Origin of the sequence: Rhizobium sp. WYCCWR10014 (assembly GCF_001657485.1) — a bacterium.
In the GTDB taxonomy this organism is placed as follows: Bacteria; Pseudomonadota; Alphaproteobacteria; order Rhizobiales; family Rhizobiaceae; genus Rhizobium.
In genome coordinates this window covers 217,954-240,945 of record NZ_LXFU01000029.1, presented here as the reverse complement: position 1 = coordinate 240,945, position 22,992 = coordinate 217,954, and the positions used below count along the sequence as shown (strand labels likewise).

The following is a 22,992-nucleotide window of genomic DNA, read 5'->3' as shown; positions in this document are numbered from 1 at the left end:
TAGTTTTGGCCGGAAGACGCCTGCGGCAGAAAGGTCTAAGCATGTCGCGCAAAAGTGTGCCGCGGTTTTGCGACGACGACATGCGGAAAACGAAAGATCTAAAGTGTGGCGCGCCACGCTTTAGATCAAGCCGGCGGCCGTCATCAGTTCGACGACCTTCTTGCTGTCGAGGGTCGAAGCTTCGACCTTCGGCGCATTGAGATCGGCAAGCGGAGTGAGCTTGTCGTTGGAAGGCGCATCCTTGCCGATGGCATATTCATAGGAGGTGCCGTCCTTGAGAACTGCCTGGCCGGCCTTGCTGGTGAGGAACTTCAGGAAAGCCTGGGCCTCCTTCATGTGCTGGGTAGACTTCAGGACGCCGCCGCCGGAAACGCTGACGAAAGCGCCCGGATCCTGGTTCTTGAAGTAGTGCAGGCCAACATTCTTGCTGTTCTCGCCGGTTTTCGCCTGATCGCCGAACCAATAATAGTGATAGATAACAGCGCCTTCGACTTCGCCGGCGTTGACGGCCTTCATCGCGACGCTGTTGCCCTTGTAGGGCGTGGCATTGTCTTTCAGGCCCTTCAGCCATGCCTTGGTGGCGTCTTCGCCCTTCAGCTGCAGCAGGGCGGCAACGATAGCCTGGAAGTCGGCACCGGCAGGTGCTGCACCCCAGCGGCCCTTCCAGGCCGGATCTGCGAGGTCGAGCAACGACTTCGGCAGCTTGTCTTCGGTGAGCTTAGTCTTGTCGTAGGCAAAAACGGTGGTGCGGGCGGCAATGCCGGTCCACATACCGTCAGCCGGGCGATACTGATCCGGAACCTGATCCAGCGTTTCCTTTTCGATGGGGGCGAAGAGGCCCGCGCCATCGACCAGCGTCATTGCCGGCGAATTCTCGGTGAGGAAGACATCCGCCGGAGAGGCGTCGCCTTCCTGGATGATCTGATTGGCGAATTGCATGTCGCTGCCCTGGCGCATGGTGACCTTGATGCCGGTCTCCTTGGTGAAAGCATCGATCCATTCGCGGCCGAGGCTTTCGTGCTGGGCATTGTAAACGACGAGACCTTCGTCTTGCGCATGTGCGCTGCCTGCGAGCGCGGTGGCGGAGAGAAACGAAGCGGCAAGCGCGAGGGAAAAACGGTTAAGAGCAATGTTCATGATGGCCTCCGTGACGATGTCACCCGAGCTCTCCAAGGGCGATGAGAGGCGTATATTTTTCCTGACTGCAGATTTCAAGTTTGGCTTGGCCAGAAAAGCCATCACAATATCTTGACTAAATATTTCATATTACAGGGGAATAAATCTCGATTTGGCAAAAAAGGCGACGCTTCCCGAGCGCCGCCTCTCTTTTGCAGCCTTTTGCCGCCAACTTATTCGACGTCGAACTTGACGCCCTGCGCCAGCGGCAACGTTCTGCCGTAGTTGATCGTGTTGGTGGAGCGGCGCATGTAGGCCTTCCAGGAATCCGAGCCGGATTCGCGGCCGCCGCCGGTCTCCTTCTCACCCCCGAAGGCGCCGCCGATCTCGGCACCGGATGGTCCGAGGTTGACGTTGGCGATGCCGCAATCCGAGCCGCGGGCGGAGACGAAGGTTTCGGCCTCGCGCATGTCGTTGGTGAAGATCGACGACGACAGTCCCTGCGGCACGGCATTGTGCAGCGCCAGCACCTCGTCGAAATCGCTATACTTCATCACATAGAGGATCGGCGCGAAGGTCTCGTGCTCGACCGGTCCGGTCTGATCGGGCATTTCGACAAGCGCCGGGCGAACGTAGAAGGCCTCGGCCGAACCATTGTCGACGCGGTCACCGCCGGTCACCGTGCCGCCGGCCGACTTCGCCTCGCCAAGCGCTGCCTGCATCTTCTCGAAAGCCTGGCCGTCGATCAGCGGGCCGACGAGCGTCCCAGCCTCGAGCGGATTGCCGATGGTGACGGAGCCATAGGCCTTCTGCAGGCGCGGCACCAGTTGGTCGTAGACGCTCTCATGCACGAAGAGGCGGCGCAGCGTCGTGCAGCGCTGGCCGGCCGTGCCCATGGCGGAGAAGGCAACGCCGCGCAGAGTCAGGTCGAGATCGGCGCTCGGGCAGACGATCGCCGCATTGTTGCCGCCGAGCTCGAGGATGGCGCGGGCAAAACGCTGCGACAGGCGCGGACCGACGGCACGGCCCATGGCCGTCGAGCCCGTGGCCGAGACGAGCGGGATCTTCGGGTGATCGACCAGCACTTCGCCGACCTCGCGGCCGCCGATGATCAGCGTCGACAGATTGGCCGGTGCGCTACCGCCCTCGGCGACGAAACGCTTCAGCGCCTTTTCGAACAGCGCCTGCACCGCAAGCGCCGTCAACGGCGTCTTTTCCGAGGGCTTCCAGACGGTGGAATTGCCGCAGACCATCGCAAGCGCCGCATTCCACGACCAGACGGCAACAGGGAAGTTGAAGGCGGAGATGATGCCGATCACGCCGAGCGGGTGCCAGCTTTCCATCATCCGGTGCTCGGAGCGTTCGGTGGCGATCGTCAGGCCGTAGAGCTGACGGGAAAGACCGACGGCGAAATCGCAGATGTCGATCATCTCCTGCACTTCGCCGAGGCCTTCGGAGGTGATCTTGCCGACCTCGATCGAAACGAGACGGCCGAGCGCCGTCTTTGCGGCGCGCAGCTCCTCGCCGAGCAGGCGGACCAGTTCGCCGCGCTTCGGCGCCGGCACGGCACGCCATTCGAGGAAAGCCTGGTGCGCCGCTTCGATCGCCGCTTTCGTCTCGGAAACGGAATGTTCCTTGAGTTTGCCGATTTCCTTGCCGGTGACCGGCGAGCTGACGGAAAGAGTGCCGCCGTGATAGCGGCTGGCATCGACGCCGAGTTCGGCAAGCAGCTTGGCGGTTTCGGTGGCGAGATCGAGGACGGCGATGGTCATTGTCGTGTTTCCAATCTTATTGTGCTTAGAAGCGTGCATCGGCGAAATGGGCGACCTGAGCGCCGGCTTCGTACCATATTTCCTTGAGCGCACGGAAGCTCGGTTCGCTGGGTGCCGTCAGCGGCAGCGGCAGATCGGCTTCGCCAATCCGGCCGAGGATATGCTCCGCCAGCGTGCGGCCAAAGACCGTGCCAGGCGCAATGCCGCGGCCATTGTAACCCGAAAAGCCGACGACCCCAGGCGCGAATTTGTGGAAGCGCGGCAGCGCATTGTCGGTCATGCCGATCTGGCCATACCATTCGCACTCGAATTCGACATCGCCGATAACAGGGAAAAGCCGCTTCAATGCGCGTTTGGCCCAGCCCTTGTGTACGGCCAACCCGGTATTGCGCAGCGCCCCGACACTGCCGAAAACGAGACGGCCGGCCTGGTCCATGCGGAAGGAGGAGAGGATTTCCTTGGTATCCCATGCGCCTTCCCGCCCTGGCAGGATCGACTGACGCAGATTGTGGCCGAGCGGCACGGTGGCAAAATTGAAATAGGGCAGATGCACCTGTTCGCTGCGCACCTGCTCCCATGGGCCGGTGCTGTAGGCATCCGTTGCGACGATGATCCACTCGGCGCTGACTTCGCCGTTTGCTGTTTTCACGGTCCAGCGGCTGCCGTTACGCTCCGTTGCGATGACCGGGCTGGATGTGTGAATGGCGACGCCGGCCTTGACGGCGGCATGGGCAAGGCCGCGCGCATAGGCAAGCGGCTGCAGCGTGCCGGCGCGTTTGTCGAGCAGCGAACCGGTATAGGCATCGCTGCCGATGCGTTTTGCCGTTTCCGCCGCATCGAGCAGCGTCACGGCTGCGCCGCGGGCGGACCATTGCGCGGCGCGATCCTCGATCTCCTTCAGCCCATCCGCGCCGACCGCGCAATGCAGCGTGCCGTTCCGTTCGAGTTCGCAGGCAATCTGATGTTTGTCGATCAGCTCCATGACCAGCTTCGGCGCATTGCCGAGCAGATCGAGCAGACGTTCGCCATGCACCGGGCCGAGCACGCTGGGCAGATCGTTCGGCATCACCCACATGCCGGCATTGATCAGCCCGACATTGCGCCCGGCACCGCCGAAGCCGATCTCCTTGGCCTCCAGCAGCACCACCTTCGACCCGGCCTCGGCAAGATGCAGGGCGGAAGAGAGGCCGGTGTAACCGCCGCCGACGATGACGACGTCGGCCGAAATCGCGCCGTCGAGAGGCGAGGTCGTCGGCGCTTCGGGCGCGGTCTTTTCCCAGAGGCCGTGGGAGCGCGGATCATTCAGCATGGCTCAGTCCGATCAGAGCGAAATCGCGGATACTCTAATGCATAAAAGAAAGTGTTGAACCTGCCATTTCACGCAACGGTCTTCAGCGGCAGGTCCGCAAGGCCGAGCGCGGCCAGTGCCGAATCCAGCGATGCCGCCTGGCGTTCGGCGTAAAGCGCCAGCTCGTCCTGAACGGTGGCGCCGAGTGCTGCCTCGAAGGCGTCACGGTTCGAGCGAGTCGCGTAGTTCTGCTGCTGGTCGGTGCCGAGGTTCGACTGGAAGATGCCGGCCGCGCTGACGGGCAGGAAGTCTTCGTAGACGATCGGGGTGAAGGCGAGGTAACCCTTGGCGATCAGTGCCTCCGGATCGCCGGGCAGCATGCTGCCAGCCGCGGCGGCAATGCCCGCAGGCGTCGCGGCATAGCGGAAGAAGGCCAGACCCTCGTTGCGCAACTCATCCCAGCTGTCCGGGAGTGCCTTGAAACGCGCGGCGAGTTCGTCGTCGTAGGCGCCGGCCTTGGCGCCGCCGGCGCCGACCTGCACCTCGCCGCGAACCGAGGCGAGCAGCTGGTCGTAGAGAGCCCGGCCCTTCGCCGTCAGCGCCACGCCGCGCTGTTCGATCTCCCCGAAGCGGGCGGTATGCGTCCCTTGAACCGCACCGTCATCATCGGAAAAGGCGATCGTTTCCTCCAGCGCCTTGAAGCTCGTCTGCCGCAGCAGGATATCGCAATGACGGCGCGGCGGCCCTTCGATGACAGCCTTCGGCGTGATGCCGCGTTCCGGCATGCGGGCCTGGACCGCGTCGATATCGAGCGTGCGCGGCGTCAGATGGTTGATGTGTGGCCCCTTGAAGCTGACGACATCGGCGATCAGCCGATGCGCATCATGCAGGCGCTTGTAGGTGTCTGCGCTGACGGTCGCTTCGCCATGCCAGCGGAAGGTTTCAAGCGCCTCGGCGACAAATTCCGTCGCTTCCGCCTCGGTCAGGCCGCCGTTCTGCTCGTGGCGCTCGATCAGCGTGACGGCGCGCGGTGTGTAGATCCGCCGTTTCGCCAGAATGGCTTCGGCCTCGCCGCGCAACCCCTCGTCCTCGATCAGCTCCAATCGCAGCAGCGAGGTGAAGACCCGGAATGGATTGACGTTGAGCGCTGCCTCGTCGATCGGCCGGAAGCTGGTGGAATGAACAGGCACACCGGCGACCGAAAGATCGTAATAGCCGACCGGCTGCATGCCCATGACCGCAAACAGCCGGCGAATGGTGAAGAGCTCGTCAGCCGTACCGAGCCGGATAGCACCGTGACGCTCGACATCGATGCGCTCCAGCTCGCCGGCTTGGGCCAGACGTTCGCGCAGATTGGGATCATTTTCGAGGCAGCCGGCATTCACATCGGCCACAAGTTCGATCAGCGTGCCGTATTGCGGCACTTCCGCCCGGTACATCTGCGACATCGCCTCGGTGAACAGCGATCGGATGCGATCTGGGGAAACGAAGGCTTGCGGCATTGGGAAACTCCGGATCATTCCGTTTTTGCAGGATGAACCTCTTTACACGCGCGACAAAGCCGCAAATATCGCTATTTCGGAAATAGCCCATTCTGAAACGGAATGACCATGCTGACGTCAAGACGTTTTCTGCCATCGATTTCGCATCTCGCCGCCTTCGAGGCGGTTGCCCGCACCGGCAGCGTGACGGCAGCGGCGCGCGAACTCGATCTGACGCAGAGCGCCGTCAGCCGCCAGGTGAGCGCACTGGAAGAGCAGCTTGGTGTCGAGCTCTTCCTGCGCGAACGCCAGACCATGCGGCTGACGCTTGCCGGCGACGGTTATGCCCGCGAGATTCGCGAGGCGCTGCGGCGGATATCGAGCGCCTCGCTGAACCTGCGCGCCAATCCGCATGGCGGCACCCTCAATCTCGCCATCCTGCCGACCTTCGGCACGCGCTGGCTGGCGCCGCGCCTGGGGCGCTTTCTCTCCGCCAATGCCGGCGTGACCATCAATCTGGTGACTCGGCTTTCGCCCTTCGATTTCCGCCTCGATTCGATCGACGCCGCCATCCACTTCGGCCATCCGCACTGGCCGGGCGCCGAACTCGCCTTCCTGATGTCGGAGCGCACGGTGCCGGCCTGCAGTCCGGATTTTCTGAATCAATATGCGATCTCAGGACCGGAGGATCTGCTCGCCGTTCCGCTTCTGCATCTGACGACACGTCCCGACGCCTGGGAGCAGTGGTTCGCCAGCAACGACGTTTCCTTCGAAAACGTCCACGGCATGCTCTTCGACCAGTTCGCCACGGCCGCGCAGGCGGCGATCGCCGGCCTCGGCGTCGCCCTGCTGCCGACATTCCTGATGCAGGAGGAGATCAGGCGCGGCGATCTCGTCGCCGCTGTCGACCGTGAAATGGAAAGTCGCGAACGCTATTATCTCGCCTTTCCGCCCGAGCGCGCCGATTATGCGCCGCTTGCCGCCTTTCGTGACTGGATCGTCGCAGAGGCAACCACCAACCCGGCTGCGTGACGAACGGCTTGCATCGGCATGGCGCTTTCGACCATTATGCCTACCAAACAACTTTGCAGGAAATCTCCATGAAGCCGATCTTCGTCCAGCTCCAATGCGCACCCGGCAAGACCTATGATGTCGCCGACGCCATCTACCAGACCGAACTGGTGTCGGAGCTCTATTCGACCAGCGGCGACTACGATCTGCTGCTGAAGGTCTATATCGAGGAAGGCCAGGATATCGGCAAATTCATCAACGACAACATCGCCAATATTCCCGGCATCGTCCGCTCGCTGACGACGCTGACCTTCAAGGCATTCTGATCTCCATCAGAGGCGGTTAACCTTTTTCGCGAAGAATCGCCTTTCAGGATACCGCTTAAACCGCGGCTTAACGCCTGAGATATCTGGTCGTTGCTATAAGACTTCCGCCTCGACATGAGGCGGCGTGCGTAGCGATAGGTGGAAAATGTCGATCGTCGAGGCAGATAGGGTGCGCGCGAAGCCGAAGTTGGAAACAGCTCCGCTGATCGTCCATGTCGTGCGCCAGTTCCTGCCCAATCGCGGCGGCCTGGAAGACGTGGTCGCCAATCTCGCCCGCCAGACTGTATGCCGCGGTTATCGCGTGCGCGTCGTCACGCTGGATTCGCTCTTCACCGCGCCTGAAGACAAGCTGCCGCTTCGCGAAGATATCGACGGCATCGAGGTGGTGCGCATTCCCTGGTCCGGCTCCAGCCGCTATCCGCTGGCACCGCAGGTTTTCCGCCATCTCGCCGATGCCGATCTCGTCCATGTCCACGCCATCGACTTCTTCTTCGACGCGCTCGCCTGGGGCCGGCGGCTGCACGGAAAACCGATGATCGTCACCACCCATGGCGGCTTCTTCCACACGCGGAAATACGCGGCAATCAAGAAGATCTGGTTCCGGACACTGACCCGCGCTTCGGCGATGGCCTATCGCCGCGTCGTCTGCTGCAGCGCCTCCGACCTCAAGCAGTTTTCCGAGATCGCGCCCGACAGCCTCCTGATCGAAAACGGCGCCGATATCGGCAAGTTTGCCGACACCGCTTCACGCCGGGCAAAGCGCCGCATCGTCACGATCGGCCGGTTCTCGGTGAACAAGCGCATCGACCATCTGCTCGATGCAATGGCCGCGCTGAAGACCCGCGACCCGGAATGGCATCTCGACATTGTCGGCGCCGAATCCGACCTGAACCGGGCGGATGTCGAAGGCGCAATCGAAAGCCGTCATCTTTCCGGCCGCGTCACCCTGCATGTTTCGCCCGACAACGACACCATCCGACGCATCATCACAGAAGCTTCGATTTTCGCCTCCGCCTCGGAATATGAAGGTTTCGGCCTGGTGGCGCTGGAGGCGATGAGCGCCGGCCTCCTGCCGGTGCTGAACGCCAACGATGCCTTTGCGACGCTTGCCGCCCGGCATCCCGTTCTCATGCTTGCCGATTTCACGGATCCTGAGACCGCCGCCACGGCGATCGAAGCGGCCCATCAAGCTCTTTCGCGCCAGCCGGATGCCGTTCGCGCTGAGCTTCTCGACGCTGCCCGCGGCTATTCCTGGGACATCGTCGCCGGACGTTATATTGATCTCTATAGATCGCTTGATGTCGTCGCCGCGGAAAGCATCTGATCCTGTCTTCCTACCGCATAAGCGCTACAGCGTTGCGCGTGTGAAAGAGGCGTGAGCTCTAAAATCCCCAGTCACGCTCTCGCCAGACGGATGATCTCGTCGAGCACGAATTTGCGCGATTGCGGCGGTGTCAGATTGTGGTCGGCATCCGGCAGCATCAGCAGCCGCACGTTCGGATAGCGCGAAAGCCTGGCGCCGCGCGGCCCGAAGTGGAAATAGACGTGGTCGAGCCCGACATCGCCCTCGCTGTAGATCAGCGTCAGCGGCACCTCGCGTTTGCCGAACGACGCGAAGGAGTGCCGGACCTCGCGGGCAATATGGCGCCGGTCGGGGAGCAGCTCGAGCAGCGGCGCGACCCATGGCGACAGCCGGCGGCCGGCGGCTATGACGATATTCTGCAACGCTGCAACGACGTCCACCTGGCCACGCACTAGCCGCTTCAACGTGTCGAGCCGCGCCAGGCGCTGGCTGTAATCATCGAGGCTGCGGGGAACGGAAACGACATGCTCCCTGCGCACCGGCATTTCAGGATCCCAGTAATAGACGAACGGATTGATCGACACGACAGCCTTCAAGCGCTCGTCGGCGACGCCGGCGCGGAAGGCGACATAGCCGCCGCTGCATCGGCCGGCGACCATGACCGGGCCGGCGACGACGCCTTCGAGCAGATCGAGCGCGGCGACTGCATCCGCGGTCTGCGTATCCGAATAAAGCACCTGTTCCGGCGCATCCGGCCGCGGCGGGCTGTCGCCGACATTGGCCGAATCGAAACGCAGCGAAACGACGCCTTGGCGGGCGAGCTCGCGCGCCATATCCACAGTCGTCCGTCCCCAGCCGGCATGCCGGTCATATGCCGTCGACAGAAAGAGCACGGCATTGCCCTTGATCTCGCCGAGCGGCCGGCTAACGACGCCGACCAGATGATTATGGCTTCCGAAACGGACCGGCGTTTCGGCAAAATCATCGCCGGCAAGCAGCGGGTTGTCGATCGCCGCCGGCGAATGGGCGGCGGATGTCTCTGTCGTCGTTGCCTCCAGCCACGTCGTCAGCAGCGCCACGACAGCCATCGGCGTCTTGGCAAACAGCGGATTGGTGGCGAGCTCGTCATAGCCTTCGAAAGCCGTCTGCTCGACATCGGCGCCAAGCGCCTTCAGCGCGTCGGCAAAGCCGGTATCCTCGGCCTTGGCAGGACGTTCGATGATTAGATAGCGCGAGGCTGCGAGCCCCTGCGGCGAGGTGATGTTGAGCTTGCCGAGCTCGGCAGCGATCTCTTCGGGCATGACGAGCCCGGCGATCTGCACCTTCGCGGTCTGGACATGTTCCTTGCCGAGGCCGAGATCGGCATCGATGATCTTAGACCACATGTTGAGTTCGCGCAGATAGGACCGGCCGCTCAGCACCGGCGCCAGCATGACGAGGCTGTCGACGCCTTCGATCGAAGAACCGACGCGATGGGCAAGCGTCGCACCAAGGCCCTGTGCGATGAGGATGATACGGTCGCAGCCGCTTAGCGACTTCAGCTTGTCGGCGGCCGCACGGATCGAGTTTTCCCAGGTTTCCAGCCTTGCCGGCAGCGCCCCGAAATCGAGCGCGTCGCCGGTGCCGCGATAGTCGAAGCGCAGGCTCGGTACGCCGATATCCGAGAAATGCTCGGCCGCGACGCGGAAGAATTTGCGGCTGCACATCTCCTCGAAACCCCAGGGGCTGACGAAGAGCACGGCGGCCGAGCGTTTCTTCGCGAGCGGATTCTCAGGCATGAACAGCCCGATCGTGCCGTCGAAGACGACAGGCAAGGCAGCGTTGCGCCCCGCACCCTCGGCCGGTTCCAGCGAGAATTCGCCGGGCGCGACCTTGGCGCGATCGGGATCGCCGGGAAGCCGCGGCGCGATGAAATTGATCGCATGACCAACCGGTCGCCGCAGCAGGGACGGCATCTTGTCGAGAATGGAGCGCATGACTTCGACATCCTCGCCTGGTACGGCGCGCAGCACCCGGAGTGCTGCAAAATAGGCGAATGCGCCGGCGATGATGGCGCCGACCAATCCAGCCGGACCCTGGACGAATTCCAACACGGAAGTCGCTCCGCAAGCACAGAGGACGGAGGCGAGCGTCACCTTCGTCAAGCTTGCGTAGAGACCCGAAAGCTGGGATCCGAATCCTGTCTGTCTGATCATCATCACCGACATCGCAACGAATACGAGGATGCGCACGAGTGCGGCACCCTCGGCCGCAAGCCTAGGTACGATCAGTAAACAACCCGCTACCATCAGTAGGCCACCTATCACACTGATGTTCAGGCGGGAGCGGGCCCTGTCCATCGACAGCAGGTAGAGGCTGAGGATCTGCATGAAGGTATAGGCGGGAGCAACGAGCGCAAGCAGCGCCACCACCGTCCCGCTGCGGCGGAATGCTTCACCGAACACCACGAGCACCAGTTCGCTGGAGATCGCGGCAAGCCCCAGGCTCATCGGCAGCACGATATAGGCCATGCTGCGGGTAACGGCGGTAAAAACCTCGACCGGCAATGTCGAATCGTCGCTGCTGTGCCGCCGCTCGGAATAATAGGGCAGCAGGCTGCCGGTCATCTGGATCGGCAGTTGCAGCGCGATATTCGCAATCGACAGGCCGACGGCATAATAGCCGACCATCTCCACCGACCAGAACTGCTGCAGGAAGAGCAGCTCGAGGCGGTTGAGGAAAATGGAATCGATGATGAACTGGATCGACAGGATGACGGAGGAGGATGCGAGATATTTCAGCGAGACCCCGCACCAGTCGCGCCGCGCCAGAAGGATCGGCAACGTGGCGAAAAACAGCACGAGTTGGCCGAGCGCATAACCGACGAGAACGCCCTCGACGCCGTAGAAAACGGCGCCGACGGCAACGCCGGCAAGCTGCACGATAGAGACTGCAACCGTCAGCTTAAAGAAGGCGCCCAGCTTCTTTTCGCCGATCAGGTAGAATTTGACGAAGGATCCGATCGCCTGGATGAAGAACAGCACGCCCGTGACCAGAGCGACGGATGGTGCGGTGTCGGCCCAGTGCATCTTCTCGGATGTCAGGAAGAACAGCGCGTAGAGCGCCAGCAGCACGACGGTCGAGAACATCATGAAGCTGACGAGGATGGCGGCAAAACCCCGCCGGCGGCGTGCATCGAAGCCCTCTGCCGAAAGTTGCGGCAAGGTCTTCAGCAACGTGATGCTGGAGCCGAGCTCGGCGATCGAGGCGCCGGTCACCACCAGCCAGAGCGAAAAGGCGACGATGCCGTTGGCTTCCGGCCCGAGCAACCGCGCGGTTATGATCGATGAAACAAAGCCCGTCAGAAGCAGCAGCATGCCTGCCGCCGCGTTCATCACCGAGTTTGCGATAATACCCTTCGACATCTGTCCATCCGTCAGGATCGGCCTAAAGCGCGTCGCGATCTTCAGATCGCTCATTGCACCTTAGGTTTTTGTTTTTACGCATGTCGTTATCGCAAAACCGCTGCACACTTTTGCGCGACACGCTCTAAAGCCGCATACCCGCCATCTCTAATGCGAAAATGTTAAAATAAAGCGGAGTGACAACCTCAGCTTAGCTTGCCTGCATCGCCGCCAGCGTCTGGAGCGCCTTTTCGTAGCTGTTCTCCGCGAGGTAGCGCAGCAGGAACTCCCGCGCCCTCTCGGCCTTCTCTCGCGCACGCTCTGGCGCGCGGAAAATGTCCCCCAAATACCCGGCCGCCTCCTCGGGTGAGGGGTCGGCCCAGACCGCCCCCTTGAGCCCGGCGAATTCCGGATGGGTATCGACCACCGGAATGAGGGGAGAGGCAACCAGCCAGCTATTGTCGGGATCGCAGAAATCCACCGTGCCCGACCATGCCGTGGAAATGACGGGCGTACGCTGCATGATCGCCTCGGCCACCGTCAGCCCGAAACCCTCGGAACGATGCAGCGAAAGATAGGCGTCTGAACAGCGGATGAGGCCATTGATATCGGAGTCCGACATCCTGTCGATGACGATCCTTATCCGGGTATTGCCCGCGACCGAGGCGACCAGTTCGCGCAGGCCCTCATCCTTGTTGATATTGCCACTGGCCTTCATCAACAGGAAGGCGCTGGGGCATTCGACGGAAAATATCCGGAAGGCCTCGATGACGGCCTGCGGATTCTTCCGGTTGATCGAGGAGCCGGCGCTGAAGATGAAGCTGACGAGAAAGGCGTCTTCCTCGATGCCGAATTTCTGGCGCATGCCTTCCGTCGCCGGCTTCTCGGTGACAGGATGCGGAACGACGATGACCGGTGCCGCAGTGAGGGGCGCAATCGTCCGCCTGGTGAATTCCGACGGCACGAAGACGGCATTCATGTAATGCATCGCATTGCGCCACTCGGCCGGCACGACTTCGAGCTCCCAGGCAAAATAACCGATGTTGAAGGCGCGGGTGAAATTGGCAACGCCCTTCTTCAGGATGGCGCGCGGCAGCATCGGCGGATTGAGATGCCAGATCCGGCCCCCCGCGGGTTCGGTGGAGAGATGCGACGGCATCCATCCGGCGAAGGAATTCTCGTCAGGATGCGTGCTGACGTCGGAGAGCGAAATCGCCCACCCAGCCTCCGATAGAGCGCCGGCGCAGAGCCTTGCCGATTCGCCGACGCCGACCGCCATCGAGAGATAGCCGACGATTTCCACCGGCCTGCGCGGATTGAAGGCAAGACGCGACCGCGGGATCAGCCGCTGCAGAACATGGGCACGCAGAAAGCGGTATATCGTTCTCAAATCACGGTCTTTCCCAATGGATCGGCATCATGCTTCGCAGGGGCGTCAGCCCTCGATTGCGACGCGATGCGAACTGCCTAGACTTCTGATTTCACCCGCAGGCGGAATATCGCTTTCCACGCCGGACAGCGCGTGGAGCTTCACGCGCCGCATCGCGCCGGGGGCAAGGTGGAACCAGTCGTCGTCGGCCCGATAGCCTTCGACGTCGATATGCACCGATTGCGCCAGCCGGTCGGTCCTGAGGTCAACGAACCAGTCGTCACCGTCTCTGGTGAATGATGCTTCGATAGCTGCTTCATGCAACGCCTTCCCCCGTCCGCACGGGAAGTGGAAGCTCTCGGCGAGAGTAGCGCCGTCCGCCAGCGAGCGCAGGCGCGCCACACTGGCATCATGCGCCGGCGGCCCGAAACGGAAAGCATAGGTCGTGTCGAAGAAGGCGCCGAACAGCGCGGTGCAGGCAAGGCGCTCCGTGTCTCTTGCCGCCAGCTTGAACGCCCTGCTGCCGCTGACGACCTGCTGTTTTCCGCCGCGCAGGCAGACGACCTCGAGCTCGACGTCGAGCACGGCATCCGTCTCGTTGACGACATGCACGTCGAGACCGTTCGTTCCCTCGTCGGTGAAGACCACTTGAACCGGCCGGAATGCACGGCGCATCGCATACCAGACCGGCTTCGGCTCGCCGGTGGAATCGATCACTCCCCAGCCGGGGCCGGGCAGCAGGTCCTGCAGCGTCCAGACGAGCGCGCCGTTGCAGGCGGAGCCCTTGCGCCGCCATTCGGCAAAAGTCTCCTCGATCACCTCGCTGGTAACGGCGCGGGAGAAATCGAGATAGCGTTCCGCATCTTCGCGGCGCAGATGGGCCGGATCGAAACCGTAGAGAAGCTGCAGGTAGAAATCGCGAACGTCCTCGAAATCCCACGATGCGCTACGGTCGCGGGGCACGCGGGCTTTCCATAGTGGGCTGTGGACGGCGGGCACATCGAGATGACGCTGCAGCGTCCTTTGCTGCGGCACATGCGCGAAGGCGAGGCTTTCGGAAGCAAAACGCACATCCGCGCGGCGCGCATCGGCAATCGGCCGCATATAGGCGCCGACGCCGTAATAATGCGCGATACCGGCATTCGGCGAAAAGGGCATCGCTCCGCCATAGGGCGAGTTCGGGACATAGGGCACGTCGGGGCGCATGCGCGCGACGACCGCCGGAATGACTTCATCGGTGACCGGTCCGCTCCAGAATTCCGCCGGCAGACCGAGCATTGCCGCCTGCTGGTGGATTTCGCTGCCGCCGCAGAGCACGGCCAGCGAAGGCGACGCCTGCACGCCGTGCAGGAATTCCTCGACCTCCGCATGCACGTGGCCGAGAAAAGCCTTGTCGTTGCGCGGATAATCGAAATTGGCGAACATGAAATCCTGCCAGACGAGCAGACCGAGCTCGTCGCAGAGCGTCAAGAAATCAGGCGTTTCGTAGGCCATGGTGCCGCCGATGCGGATCATGTTCATGCCGGCTGCAGCGGCAAGCCGCAGGAACGGCTCATAATCCGCCCGCCCGCCCGGCAATCGCACGATATCGGCCGTTGTCCACACGGCACCGCGGCAGAAGATGCGTTCGCCGTTGACGAGGAGCGCGAAGTCATCGCCATCGGCACCACGGTCGACGTCGATACGCCGGAAGCCGGTCCTGCCGAGCGGATATTCCACGCCGTCAGAAACCAGCGTCAGCTCGTAGAGACGCGGTGCGCCGTGCGTATGCGGCCACCAGGGCTCGATGTCGGAAAGTTTGAGGATAGCCGAGTAATGACTGTCGCCGACCTTTTCGAAGGGCTGCTCCATCCCGCCGCAGCGCAGTAGCATCGCCGGATCCTCTGCATTGCTATGCAGGGAAACGCTGAGGCGGCCGACGCCACTCTCCTCCAATACGGCGCGGACGGAGACATTGTCGATCGAGACCGGATGACGCCGCACCATCGAAATCGGCCGCCATGGCCCGACGGCATGGATATCCGGGCACCAGCCCGGCATATGGCCGAGCAGTGTCGTGCGGAAATTCTTCAAGCCCGCCGGCGTGATCATCTGCGGCCGCCAGCGCGCGCGCGGCCCTGGCTCCGACAAGCGGGGGCCGAGCGCCCGGAAGCACAAAGCCAGTTCGTCGCCGCCAGAAAGCGTCACCGGAATCTCATGCGCCGTGAACATGCTCTCGGAAAACAGGATTTCCTGGCCGTTCAGGAAGACATGGCAGAGCGTCGCCAGCCCTTCGAAACGCAGGATCGCGTCGCCGGGCTCGGCATCGAAAAGCCGACAGAGATACCAGGCATCCCGCGTGTTCAGCGGCCCGGGATTTTCCCGGTCGAAGAGCCCGGCTTTTTCAAGCGCGGCGGCGACGGTGCCGGGAACGGGTGCTGGAATGAACTGTGCGGAGAGCGGGATGTCGTGCGGCACGGCGCAGGCGCCCGGCTCCGTCAGGATCAGGTTCCAGCCTTCGGAAAGTAGACTTTCCTCGGCACCGATGCTCGCCAAACGCCCCCGCATGGTCAGATCTCCGGCCTCAGATTCGCCCCGCAACCGACGCCATCATGGAATCCCATGCATCGGCGGCCGGATCAAGTGCTGCCTGCAACGGCTCGAACTTCCTGCGGGTGACGGCGCGGGCAAGCTGGAACTGCACCGATTTCGCCACCTCCGAAATGCGCCTGGCATGCTCGGCGGCAGCCCCGAATTCACCAGGAGAAAGCCAGGTGAGGTAATCGGCCGCCAGCTCGAAATTGGCGCCGACCTGGCGAAGCGTGTTGAAGGCATATTTGTGGAAGAAGCCGAACGGCCGTTCCGCCACCGCCTCGACCTGTTGCGGAAAGATACTTGCGAAGGCGCGGATCGGGTTTTCGCGGGGACGCCTGGTGAAATGAAAACCGGCAAGCCGCCGCGCGGTCGAACGCAGATGCGCTTCGTCCGCCGGCCTTTCCGGGAATCGGGCAAATTCCGTATAGGGCAGAAACGGCGGGTCGTTTTCCGTCAGATGCAGCTGGAACAATCCGTCGAAATCCTCGCCTTCGAGACGGAAATAACCAGCATTGTGGAAATAATCGACGCGCTTGGCCGCAACGTCCAGCCGATTGATCGCGACCGTCGTCTTGCCGTGCTCCTGTCGGTAGGCAGTGCCGCGCGTATCCGGCATGTAGAAGGAGTCCATTTCGATCAGGCAGAGACGACCCCGCGCGATCTGAACCTCGACATGGCGTTCGACACGGTCGTAGATGGCAAGCTCAGTCGCACGAATGCCGTAGAGCGCTTCGAGATCCTCGAGTGGCACCTTGAAGAAGGTAAACTGGTCGCCCTCGAAATCCTGCGTCAGGGTAAAACCCAGCATCGCCTCCGGCGCAACGCCTGATGTCGCCAGAACCTCGATCCAGAGATCGACATAGCAATTGGTTTCCGGCCAGGCGCGCTCACCGGAATGCAGCGCATGCGCCCGGTAGGTTTCCGGGTCGATTCCCGAAAATACCCCCGAAAATACCGATGTCATCGATTTGCTCAGCCCCACAGCGCTTTCCGGACGCTGGCCGGCCATTGCTTCACATCAAGCCCGTGATGATGGAAGAGGGCAAGGGCGATGCGTTCCAGTCCGAAGCCGACGCAGGCGGTGTGCGCGACACTGCCATCTTCGAGATTCAGACCCCATTTTGTGCCGAAGGCATCCTGATGGTAGTTGAAGCTCATGCAGGCGGTCGGATTGGCAGCCGAGGTGATCGGGATCAAAAGCTCGAACTTCAGGTTCTGGTCGCGCTGATTATTGGCGAGCATCTTGCCGGCGCGGCCGAAGAACGGATCATTGGCGACGTCGATCGTCACGTCGAGACCGACGGCCTTCATCATCTCGACGCCGCGATCCATCCAGCGCTGGCGGAAATCGGTGACGTGCAGCTCGGTGCCCATGCAGACATATTCGCGCATGCGGAACAGCTGCTGGCGGGCCGGGTCTTTCGATGGCTCATGGCGGAAGCAATAGGATTGCAGGTCGAAGAGGCCGCCCGTCTTCGGCAGGTTGCCGCGCTTGGCGATGGTCGGATAAAGCGGATAGCAGGCAGCCGGCGTCAGCACGATGTCGGTCGCTTCCTGCCCCTTGGTCCAGTCTTCCCCGACTTCCATGCATTGCAGCAGGCTGACATGATCGAGTTCGCTGCCGCAGAAGCTGTGCACCGTGCCGGCGAGCTGTGGAAAGCTCTTCATATAGCCGCTCTTTTCGAAGAAGGCGCGGTTCATGCCGGGCGGAAAGCGCATGGCTTCGGCACCATCGGCGCCGCCGAACGTGTCGATCAGGCGCTCGAAGGCAGCGATCACATCTTCAAACTGGCCGCTACGGCCATAGAGCCCGTCGATGCCGGTATCGATCAGCAGACCGGATTCGAAAAGCCGGTCCAGAAACGAGGTCTGCATATCCATGACTGTCACCCCAGTAGGCTAGTGTCCTGCTTATGGACAAGAAGCATGCTCGACGTGTTGCCGAGGATGCGGTCATTCGAAATCATGAGCTGTGCGGAATGCGCGTCGCGCAGATGGCGTCCAAGGCTGAAGGGCGTGCCGTTCTTGTAGCCCATGATGCCGCAGATCAGCATGGCATGGTTGACGATCTCCAGAATCGTCTCGGACGAGGCAATCTTGACGTTGTTCATCGCCACGGCAAAGCCCATCGAGGACAGCCTGTCCACGTCGGCCTTGGCATCCTCATAGGCCTTGAGGCCGGCAACCACGTTGGATTTCACCATCTGCAGCAGGGTCGAAACCTCGGCGAGGCGCAACGCGCCCGGCGGCTGGGCATCCGGCGCCTTGCGGGCGGCAGCACGCACGAAAGCCTGGGCGCGTGAGAAGGCGTCGACGGCGATGCCGTACCAGACGCCGCTCCAAAGCAGATGCGAAGAGGCGAGCATGGATTGCGCCGCGATCTCGGCGAAAGGCTTCGGCAGGATCTGACAGGCCGGCGCTTCGCCCTTGAAGAGGAAGCCGTCCGAGCAGGTTCCGCGCATGCCGAGCGTATTCCAGACATGCGTTTTCTCGAGCGTGTACTGATCCTTGAGGAAGGCTGTCAGCACCTGATCAGAGGAAGCCGCCTGCGCGTGGGCACGCGAGGTGATGAGGATCGCGTCGGCATGCGAGCCGTAGGAAATGACGGTCGCATCCTTTTCGAGGCGGCAGGTATCGCCATCGACCTCGACCGCGCAGATGCTGTTACGCAGGTTTCCGCCGATGCCGCCTTCGGTGGTGGCGGATGCGATCAGAAGCTGGTCGGCGGCGATGCGGCGCATGAAGCTGCGATGCCATTCGCTGTCGGCGCCGTGTTCGACGAGGCTCGACAGCTTTATGTGGTGCATGGCGAAGACCATGGCGCTGGCAGCGCAAGCCTGGCCGAGCATCGAGCACAGTTCGGCGATCTCGGTGATCGAGGCGGATTCGCCGCCGAAATGGCGCGGCACCTGGATGCCGAGCAGCCTTTCGGCCTTCATCGCGTCGACGGCTTCCCGAGGGAAGCGGGCCTCGGCATCAACGGTATCCGCGTATTTCGCAGCGATTTCGGCGACGCGGGCCACCCTTGCGACAAGACCGTCCTGCATGATCTTGACGGGGAAATTCATCACGCGACCTTCCGGCTGTCCCGGATGAGATCGACGGTCCTGGCGATCGCCGAGATGCTCGCGAAGGATTTGCGGTTCAGCAGATTGTCGGGAAATTCGATGTCGAAGGCCTCTTCGAGGCCAAGCATCAACTGCACTGAAGCAAAGGACGTCAAACCTGCCGCATAAAGATCGGCGTCGTCAGCGACCTGGTCGATCGACCCAGGAAGCTTGCCGAATTTGGCTACGAGGTCGCGGATTGCCTTATTCATCCCATCACTCCAAGATTCTCATGATCCCGAACCGGCGTTCATCGCCTTGTCATGAGCGTTCTTTTAGTGCGGAAAACAGAACATTCCGCTAATTTATTGAGTTAAATATGACTGAGGCTCATAGTTAGGATTTTAGCGATCAGTCCCGCATCGTCGTAAACAACCACCTTATATCAATGACTTAAGGTAATTTCGGCGCTGCGACACACTCTGGTTTCCGGCGTGGCGAGTACAGAAATGACACGAAAAGCGCCACGTTTTGCCTCAATCGGCCGGTGGATAGGAATGCTCGTTGCCGCGATAATCGGTAACGGAATAACATCCGTCGCCTGTCGCCCGAATCGCGCTCCCACTGACGACCGCCTTGCCGTGACCGCCCGGGATATCGAGGATATAGGCCGGCTGGCAGAGCCCGGAAATCCGCCCGCGCAGCGCCGCGACGATCTCCTGCCCCTCCTCGATCGTCACTCTGAAATGGCTGGTACCGGGCGCCAGATCCGGATGATGCAGGTAATAGGGTTTGACGCGGATTTCGACGAAGGCCTTCATCAGCTTCGCCAGCACGTCGGGATCGTCGTTGACACCCTTGAGCAGTACCGACTGGCTGACCATGGCGATGCCGGCATCGACAAGGCGGCCGCAGGCGGCCCGCGCTTCCGGCGTCAGTTCGCGCGGATGATTGGCGTGCAGCGCCACATAGACCGTCTTGCCGCTCGCCTTCAGCGCGCCAATTAGCGCCGCATCGATCTTCTCGGGATCGACGACCGGAACGCGCGTGTGCAAACGCACGATCTTCACATGTGCGATCCCGGCAAGCGCCTCCATGATCTCGCGGAGCCGGCGCGGCGAAAGCACCAGCGGATCGCCGCCAGTGAGGATGACCTCCCAGATTTCCTCATGACTGCGGATATAATCGAAAGCGGCCTGCATCGCCGCCGCATCGAGCGTGCCGAGGCCCTGCGGCCCGACCATTTCGCGCCGGAAGCAGAAGCGGCAATAGACCGGGCAGACATGCACGGCCTTGAGCAAGACACGATCGGGATAGCGGTGAACGATGCCTTCGACGGGGCTGTGGGCATGATCGCCGATCGGATCGGCGCGTTCTTCCGGGGCGACCGTGAGTTCCGCTACATCAGGCAGGAACTGCCTCGCGATCGGATCACTGGGATCGGTGCGGTCGATGAGCTTGCTGATCGCAGGCGTCAGCGCAATCGCGTAACGCGCCGCCACCTCCTCGAGCGCGACGCGATCGGCAGGCGCGACCAGCCCCGCCTTCACGAGATCGTCGACGCTCTTGATCGGTTTGACGACATTCATCTTCCAACCTCCGCCACCGGCGCCCAGAGCACCTGGTCGATGCGCGATGCTCCTGTCGCCAGCATCGCCAGCCGGTCGAAGCCAAGCGCGATACCACTTGCCTCAGGCATCAGCGACAGCGCGGCGAGGAAATCCTCGTCGATCGGATAGGTCTCGCCGTAGACCCGCGCCTTCTCGGCCATCTCGATCTCGAACCGTCGCCGCTGTTCGGCAGCATTGGTCAGTTCGCCGAAGCCGTTCGCAAGCTCGACGCCGCAAGCATAGAGCTCGAAACGCTCGGCAACCCTGGGATCGCGTGCCGAAGGACGGGCAAGGGCTGCTTCCGAGATCGGATATTCGTCGAGGATGGTGATGCGGCCGAAACCGAGACGCGGCTCGATTTTTTCGACCAGCACCCGGCTGAAGAGATCGGCCCAGCCGTCATCATCGGCAACACGCATGCCAACGCGCTTGAGCTCGGCCGCCAGATGGTCGCGATCGGTCGAACCGTCGGCGGCAACGGAGGCGAGAAGATCGATGCCGGCATGACGCTCGAACGCTTCGGCAACGCTGATCCGCTCCGGCCCGGCGAAGGGATCGCTCTCGGCGCCCCGATAGACAAGCTTGCCGGTCTTCACCGTCTCGGCCGCCAGCGCCAGGATCCTCACGCAATCCATCATCAGGCTCTCATAGCTTTCGCCGGCCCGATACCATTCGAGCATGGTGAACTCAGGATGATGCAGCGGCCCGCGCTCGCGGTTGCGATAGACATGGGCAAAACACGAGATGCGCTCCTCGCCCGCAGCAAGCAGCTTCTTGCAGGCGAATTCCGGCGAGGTATGCAGGTAGAACGGCGCCTTTTCCCCATCCGTCGTCAGTGCTTCGGTGGCGAAGGCATGCAGATGCGCCTCATTGCCGGGAGAGATCTGCAGCACCGCCGTATCCACCTCGATGAAATCCTCGCGCGCGAAAAACCCGCGCAACGCCGCCTGGATCGCATTGCGCCCGATCAGGAACGGTCGGCGGTCGGCATGCACGGACGGGGTCCACCAGGGGGACGCTTTCGCCGAAGAGTTCATTCCAAGCTTTCTTCGCCGGAGAAGCCGGTATGGGGGGTGGCTATTTCCCGGATTTTAGGTTAGTTGCGCCCCCAAAGAAAAATATTTGCGTCTTCGGGGCGTCTCGATAGTCCTCTACGACGCCGAAAGCCGAGTTACAAGGAAGTCTTATGGTCAAGATCATCGCCTCTTCGGTCCGCAAGGGCAACGTGCTCGATGTCGACGGCAAGCTCTACGTCGTTCTCACGGCGGCAAACTTTCATCCGGGCAAGGGCACGCCGGTCACCCAGGTCGACATGCGTCGCATCGTCGACGGCGTAAAGGTTTCCGAGCGTTGGCGCACCACCGAACAGGTCGAGCGCGCCTTCGTCGAGGACGTGAACCATCAGTTCCTCTACGAGGACGGCGAAGGCTTTCACTTCATGAACCCTGAAAACTACGATCAGGTCGTTGTCGATGTCGACACGATGGGGGACGACAAGGCTTATCTGCAAGAAGGCATGACCTGCGTTCTGTCTATGCATGAAGGCATTGCGCTGGCGATCCAGATGCCGCGCCACGTCACGCTCGAAATCATGGAGACGGAACCGGTCGTCAAGGGCCAGACGGCTTCGTCTTCCTACAAGCCGGCCATACTGTCGAACGGCGTGCGCGCCATGGTGCCGCCGCACATCAATACCGGCACCCGCGTCGTCATCGCGACGGAAGACAATTCCTACGTCGAACGCGCCAAGGACTGATCCTGGTTTCAGTCTATCCAAGAGGCCGGCTCACGCCGGCCTCTTTTGTATCCGCCGCCTTTATAGAACAGGATGTCGTCCGAAACCGCTCACACTTTTCGGCATGATGCTCTAAAGCGCGTCGCGATCTTTTAGATTCGCTCATCGCGCTTTAGGTCTTTGTTTTTACGCATGTCGTTATCGCCAAACCGCGGCACACTTTTGCGCGACATGCTTTAGAGATGCGGGTTGCGCGGCCGGTATTTCTTGACGAGCTTCTGGTTGATCTCGGCAGCGCCTGGCATGTTGGCGCTGAGATAAATCGGCGCATCGCCGGATTTCGAAAGCTCCGAGGCGACTTCGGCGAAGATCGCATTGATGACCGTCACCCCAACCGCCGTCGAGACTGGCCCAACCCGAAGCCCCGTGCCTTCGAGATCGAGAACGGCGTCACCCGGTGGCAGCCCGTTGTCGAGCACCACATCGGCCACGTCGGCAAGCCGCCGGCGGCCATTGGCGATCGCCGAGGAATAGGCGATCGAAGTGATGGCAATCACCTTTGCGCCGATTTCGCGCGCATAGTCGGCGGCCTCGATCGGCGCGGCGTTCACACCTGAATTGGAGGCGATGATGATGACATCGCCCGGCTGCATGCCGTAACGCTCCAGCATCGGCCGCACCAGGCCCTGCGTACGCTCATAGACCGAACTGATGACCGCACCCTCATGCAGCATGGCCGAGCCGACAAGCACCGGCACGGTGAAGGCGAGTCCGCCGGCACGATAGTGCACCTCTTCGGCCAGCATATGCGAATGGCCGGTGCCGAAGACATAAACACGCTTGTCGCCGCGGGCAGCATCGAGGATGACGGCTGCTGCCTGCGCCATCGGCTCGGCAAGCGTCTGCTTGAGTTCTTCCAGCCGGCCAATCAGATTGGAGAAATAGGCATCGGTGATATCAGTCATCCGGCTTATCCT

General features: G+C 62.0%; 18 protein-coding genes. 4 read left to right on the top strand and 14 right to left on the bottom strand.

Going from position 1 to position 22,992, the window contains the following annotated elements; all coding sequences use genetic code 11:
- Positions 1-120 precede the first annotated feature (120 nt).
- The 4 genes from A6U98_RS09805 to A6U98_RS09790 all read right to left on the bottom strand — a co-directional run bounded on the left by A6U98_RS09805 (position 121) and on the right by A6U98_RS09790 (position 5,696).
- The gene (locus tag A6U98_RS09805) at positions 121-1,137 is read right to left on the bottom strand and encodes an iron ABC transporter substrate-binding protein (RefSeq protein ID WP_064649595.1); all 1,017 of its coding nucleotides are present in this window, start codon (positions 1,135-1,137) and stop codon (positions 121-123) included.
- Between the two features lie 212 nt (positions 1,138-1,349).
- Positions 1,350-2,888, bottom strand: coding sequence for an aldehyde dehydrogenase family protein (locus tag A6U98_RS09800; protein WP_064649593.1), 1,539 nt, complete (start codon positions 2,886-2,888; stop codon positions 1,350-1,352).
- Positions 2,889-2,913: 25 nt separating this feature from the next.
- Positions 2,914-4,197: an FAD-binding oxidoreductase gene (locus tag A6U98_RS09795; protein WP_064649591.1), complete on the bottom strand. Its 1,284-nt coding sequence runs from the start codon at positions 4,195-4,197 to the stop codon at positions 2,914-2,916.
- 68 nt (positions 4,198-4,265) lie between these two features.
- Positions 4,266-5,696, bottom strand: coding sequence for a VOC family protein (locus tag A6U98_RS09790; RefSeq protein WP_064649589.1), 1,431 nt, complete (start codon positions 5,694-5,696; stop codon positions 4,266-4,268).
- Positions 5,697-5,780: 84 nt separating this feature from the next.
- Between A6U98_RS09790 and A6U98_RS09785 the strand changes: the two genes are divergently transcribed.
- The 3 genes from A6U98_RS09785 to A6U98_RS09775 all read left to right on the top strand — a co-directional run bounded on the left by A6U98_RS09785 (position 5,781) and on the right by A6U98_RS09775 (position 8,318).
- On the top strand, positions 5,781-6,689 hold the full coding sequence (locus A6U98_RS09785) for a LysR family transcriptional regulator (RefSeq protein WP_064649587.1): 909 nt from the start codon (positions 5,781-5,783) through the stop codon (positions 6,687-6,689).
- 68 nt (positions 6,690-6,757) lie between these two features.
- Complete coding sequence (locus tag A6U98_RS09780) at positions 6,758-6,994, top strand: Lrp/AsnC ligand binding domain-containing protein (RefSeq protein ID WP_003543721.1); 237 nt, start codon at positions 6,758-6,760, stop codon at positions 6,992-6,994.
- 145 nt (positions 6,995-7,139) lie between these two features.
- Complete coding sequence (locus tag A6U98_RS09775) at positions 7,140-8,318, top strand: glycosyltransferase family 4 protein (RefSeq protein WP_064649585.1); 1,179 nt, start codon at positions 7,140-7,142, stop codon at positions 8,316-8,318.
- 71 nt (positions 8,319-8,389) lie between these two features.
- Here the strand turns inward: A6U98_RS09775 and A6U98_RS09770 are convergent, their stop codons facing one another.
- The 9 genes from A6U98_RS09770 to epmA form a co-directional block, all read right to left on the bottom strand.
- The gene (locus A6U98_RS09770) at positions 8,390-11,701 is read right to left on the bottom strand and encodes an oligosaccharide flippase family protein (RefSeq protein ID WP_064649776.1); all 3,312 of its coding nucleotides are present in this window, start codon (positions 11,699-11,701) and stop codon (positions 8,390-8,392) included.
- Positions 11,702-11,891: 190 nt separating this feature from the next.
- Positions 11,892-13,070 carry a glycosyltransferase family 4 protein gene (locus A6U98_RS09765; RefSeq protein WP_064649583.1) on the bottom strand — a complete coding sequence of 393 codons (1,179 nt, stop codon included), beginning with the start codon at positions 13,068-13,070 and terminating at the stop codon, positions 11,892-11,894.
- Between the two features lie 45 nt (positions 13,071-13,115).
- Positions 13,116-15,596 carry a glycoside hydrolase family 2 protein gene (locus A6U98_RS09760; RefSeq protein WP_064649581.1) on the bottom strand — a complete coding sequence of 827 codons (2,481 nt, stop codon included), beginning with the start codon at positions 15,594-15,596 and terminating at the stop codon, positions 13,116-13,118.
- 16 nt (positions 15,597-15,612) lie between these two features.
- Positions 15,613-16,605: a DUF1839 family protein gene (locus A6U98_RS09755; protein ID WP_197496368.1), complete on the bottom strand. Its 993-nt coding sequence runs from the start codon at positions 16,603-16,605 to the stop codon at positions 15,613-15,615.
- Positions 16,596-17,504: an amino acid--[acyl-carrier-protein] ligase gene (locus A6U98_RS09750; RefSeq protein ID WP_025396393.1), complete on the bottom strand. Its 909-nt coding sequence runs from the start codon at positions 17,502-17,504 to the stop codon at positions 16,596-16,598. The genes A6U98_RS09755 and A6U98_RS09750 overlap by 10 nt, the downstream gene beginning before the upstream one ends.
- Positions 17,505-17,509: 5 nt before the next feature.
- Entirely contained in the window at positions 17,510-18,691 is a 1,182-nt protein-coding gene (locus A6U98_RS09745; protein ID WP_064649579.1) for an acyl-CoA dehydrogenase family protein, read from the bottom strand.
- Entirely contained in the window at positions 18,691-18,942 is a 252-nt protein-coding gene (locus A6U98_RS09740) for an acyl carrier protein (RefSeq protein WP_003543737.1), read from the bottom strand. The genes A6U98_RS09745 and A6U98_RS09740 overlap by 1 nt, the downstream gene beginning before the upstream one ends.
- Positions 18,943-19,206: 264 nt before the next feature.
- Positions 19,207-20,259, bottom strand: coding sequence for a lysine-2,3-aminomutase-like protein (locus tag A6U98_RS09735; RefSeq protein ID WP_064649576.1), 1,053 nt, complete (start codon positions 20,257-20,259; stop codon positions 19,207-19,209).
- The gene (epmA, locus tag A6U98_RS09730; protein ID WP_064649574.1) at positions 20,256-21,317 is read right to left on the bottom strand and encodes an EF-P lysine aminoacylase EpmA; all 1,062 of its coding nucleotides are present in this window, start codon (positions 21,315-21,317) and stop codon (positions 20,256-20,258) included. The genes A6U98_RS09735 and epmA overlap by 4 nt, the downstream gene beginning before the upstream one ends.
- A gap of 149 nt (positions 21,318-21,466) precedes the next feature.
- Between epmA and efp the strand changes: the two genes are divergently transcribed.
- Complete coding sequence (efp, locus tag A6U98_RS09725; protein ID WP_064649572.1) at positions 21,467-22,036, top strand: elongation factor P; 570 nt, start codon at positions 21,467-21,469, stop codon at positions 22,034-22,036.
- A gap of 215 nt (positions 22,037-22,251) precedes the next feature.
- Here efp and A6U98_RS09720 read toward each other — a convergent pair whose 3' ends face one another.
- Positions 22,252-22,980 carry an SIS domain-containing protein gene (locus A6U98_RS09720; protein ID WP_064649570.1) on the bottom strand — a complete coding sequence of 243 codons (729 nt, stop codon included), beginning with the start codon at positions 22,978-22,980 and terminating at the stop codon, positions 22,252-22,254.
- Between the last annotated feature and the right edge of the window lie 12 nt (positions 22,981-22,992).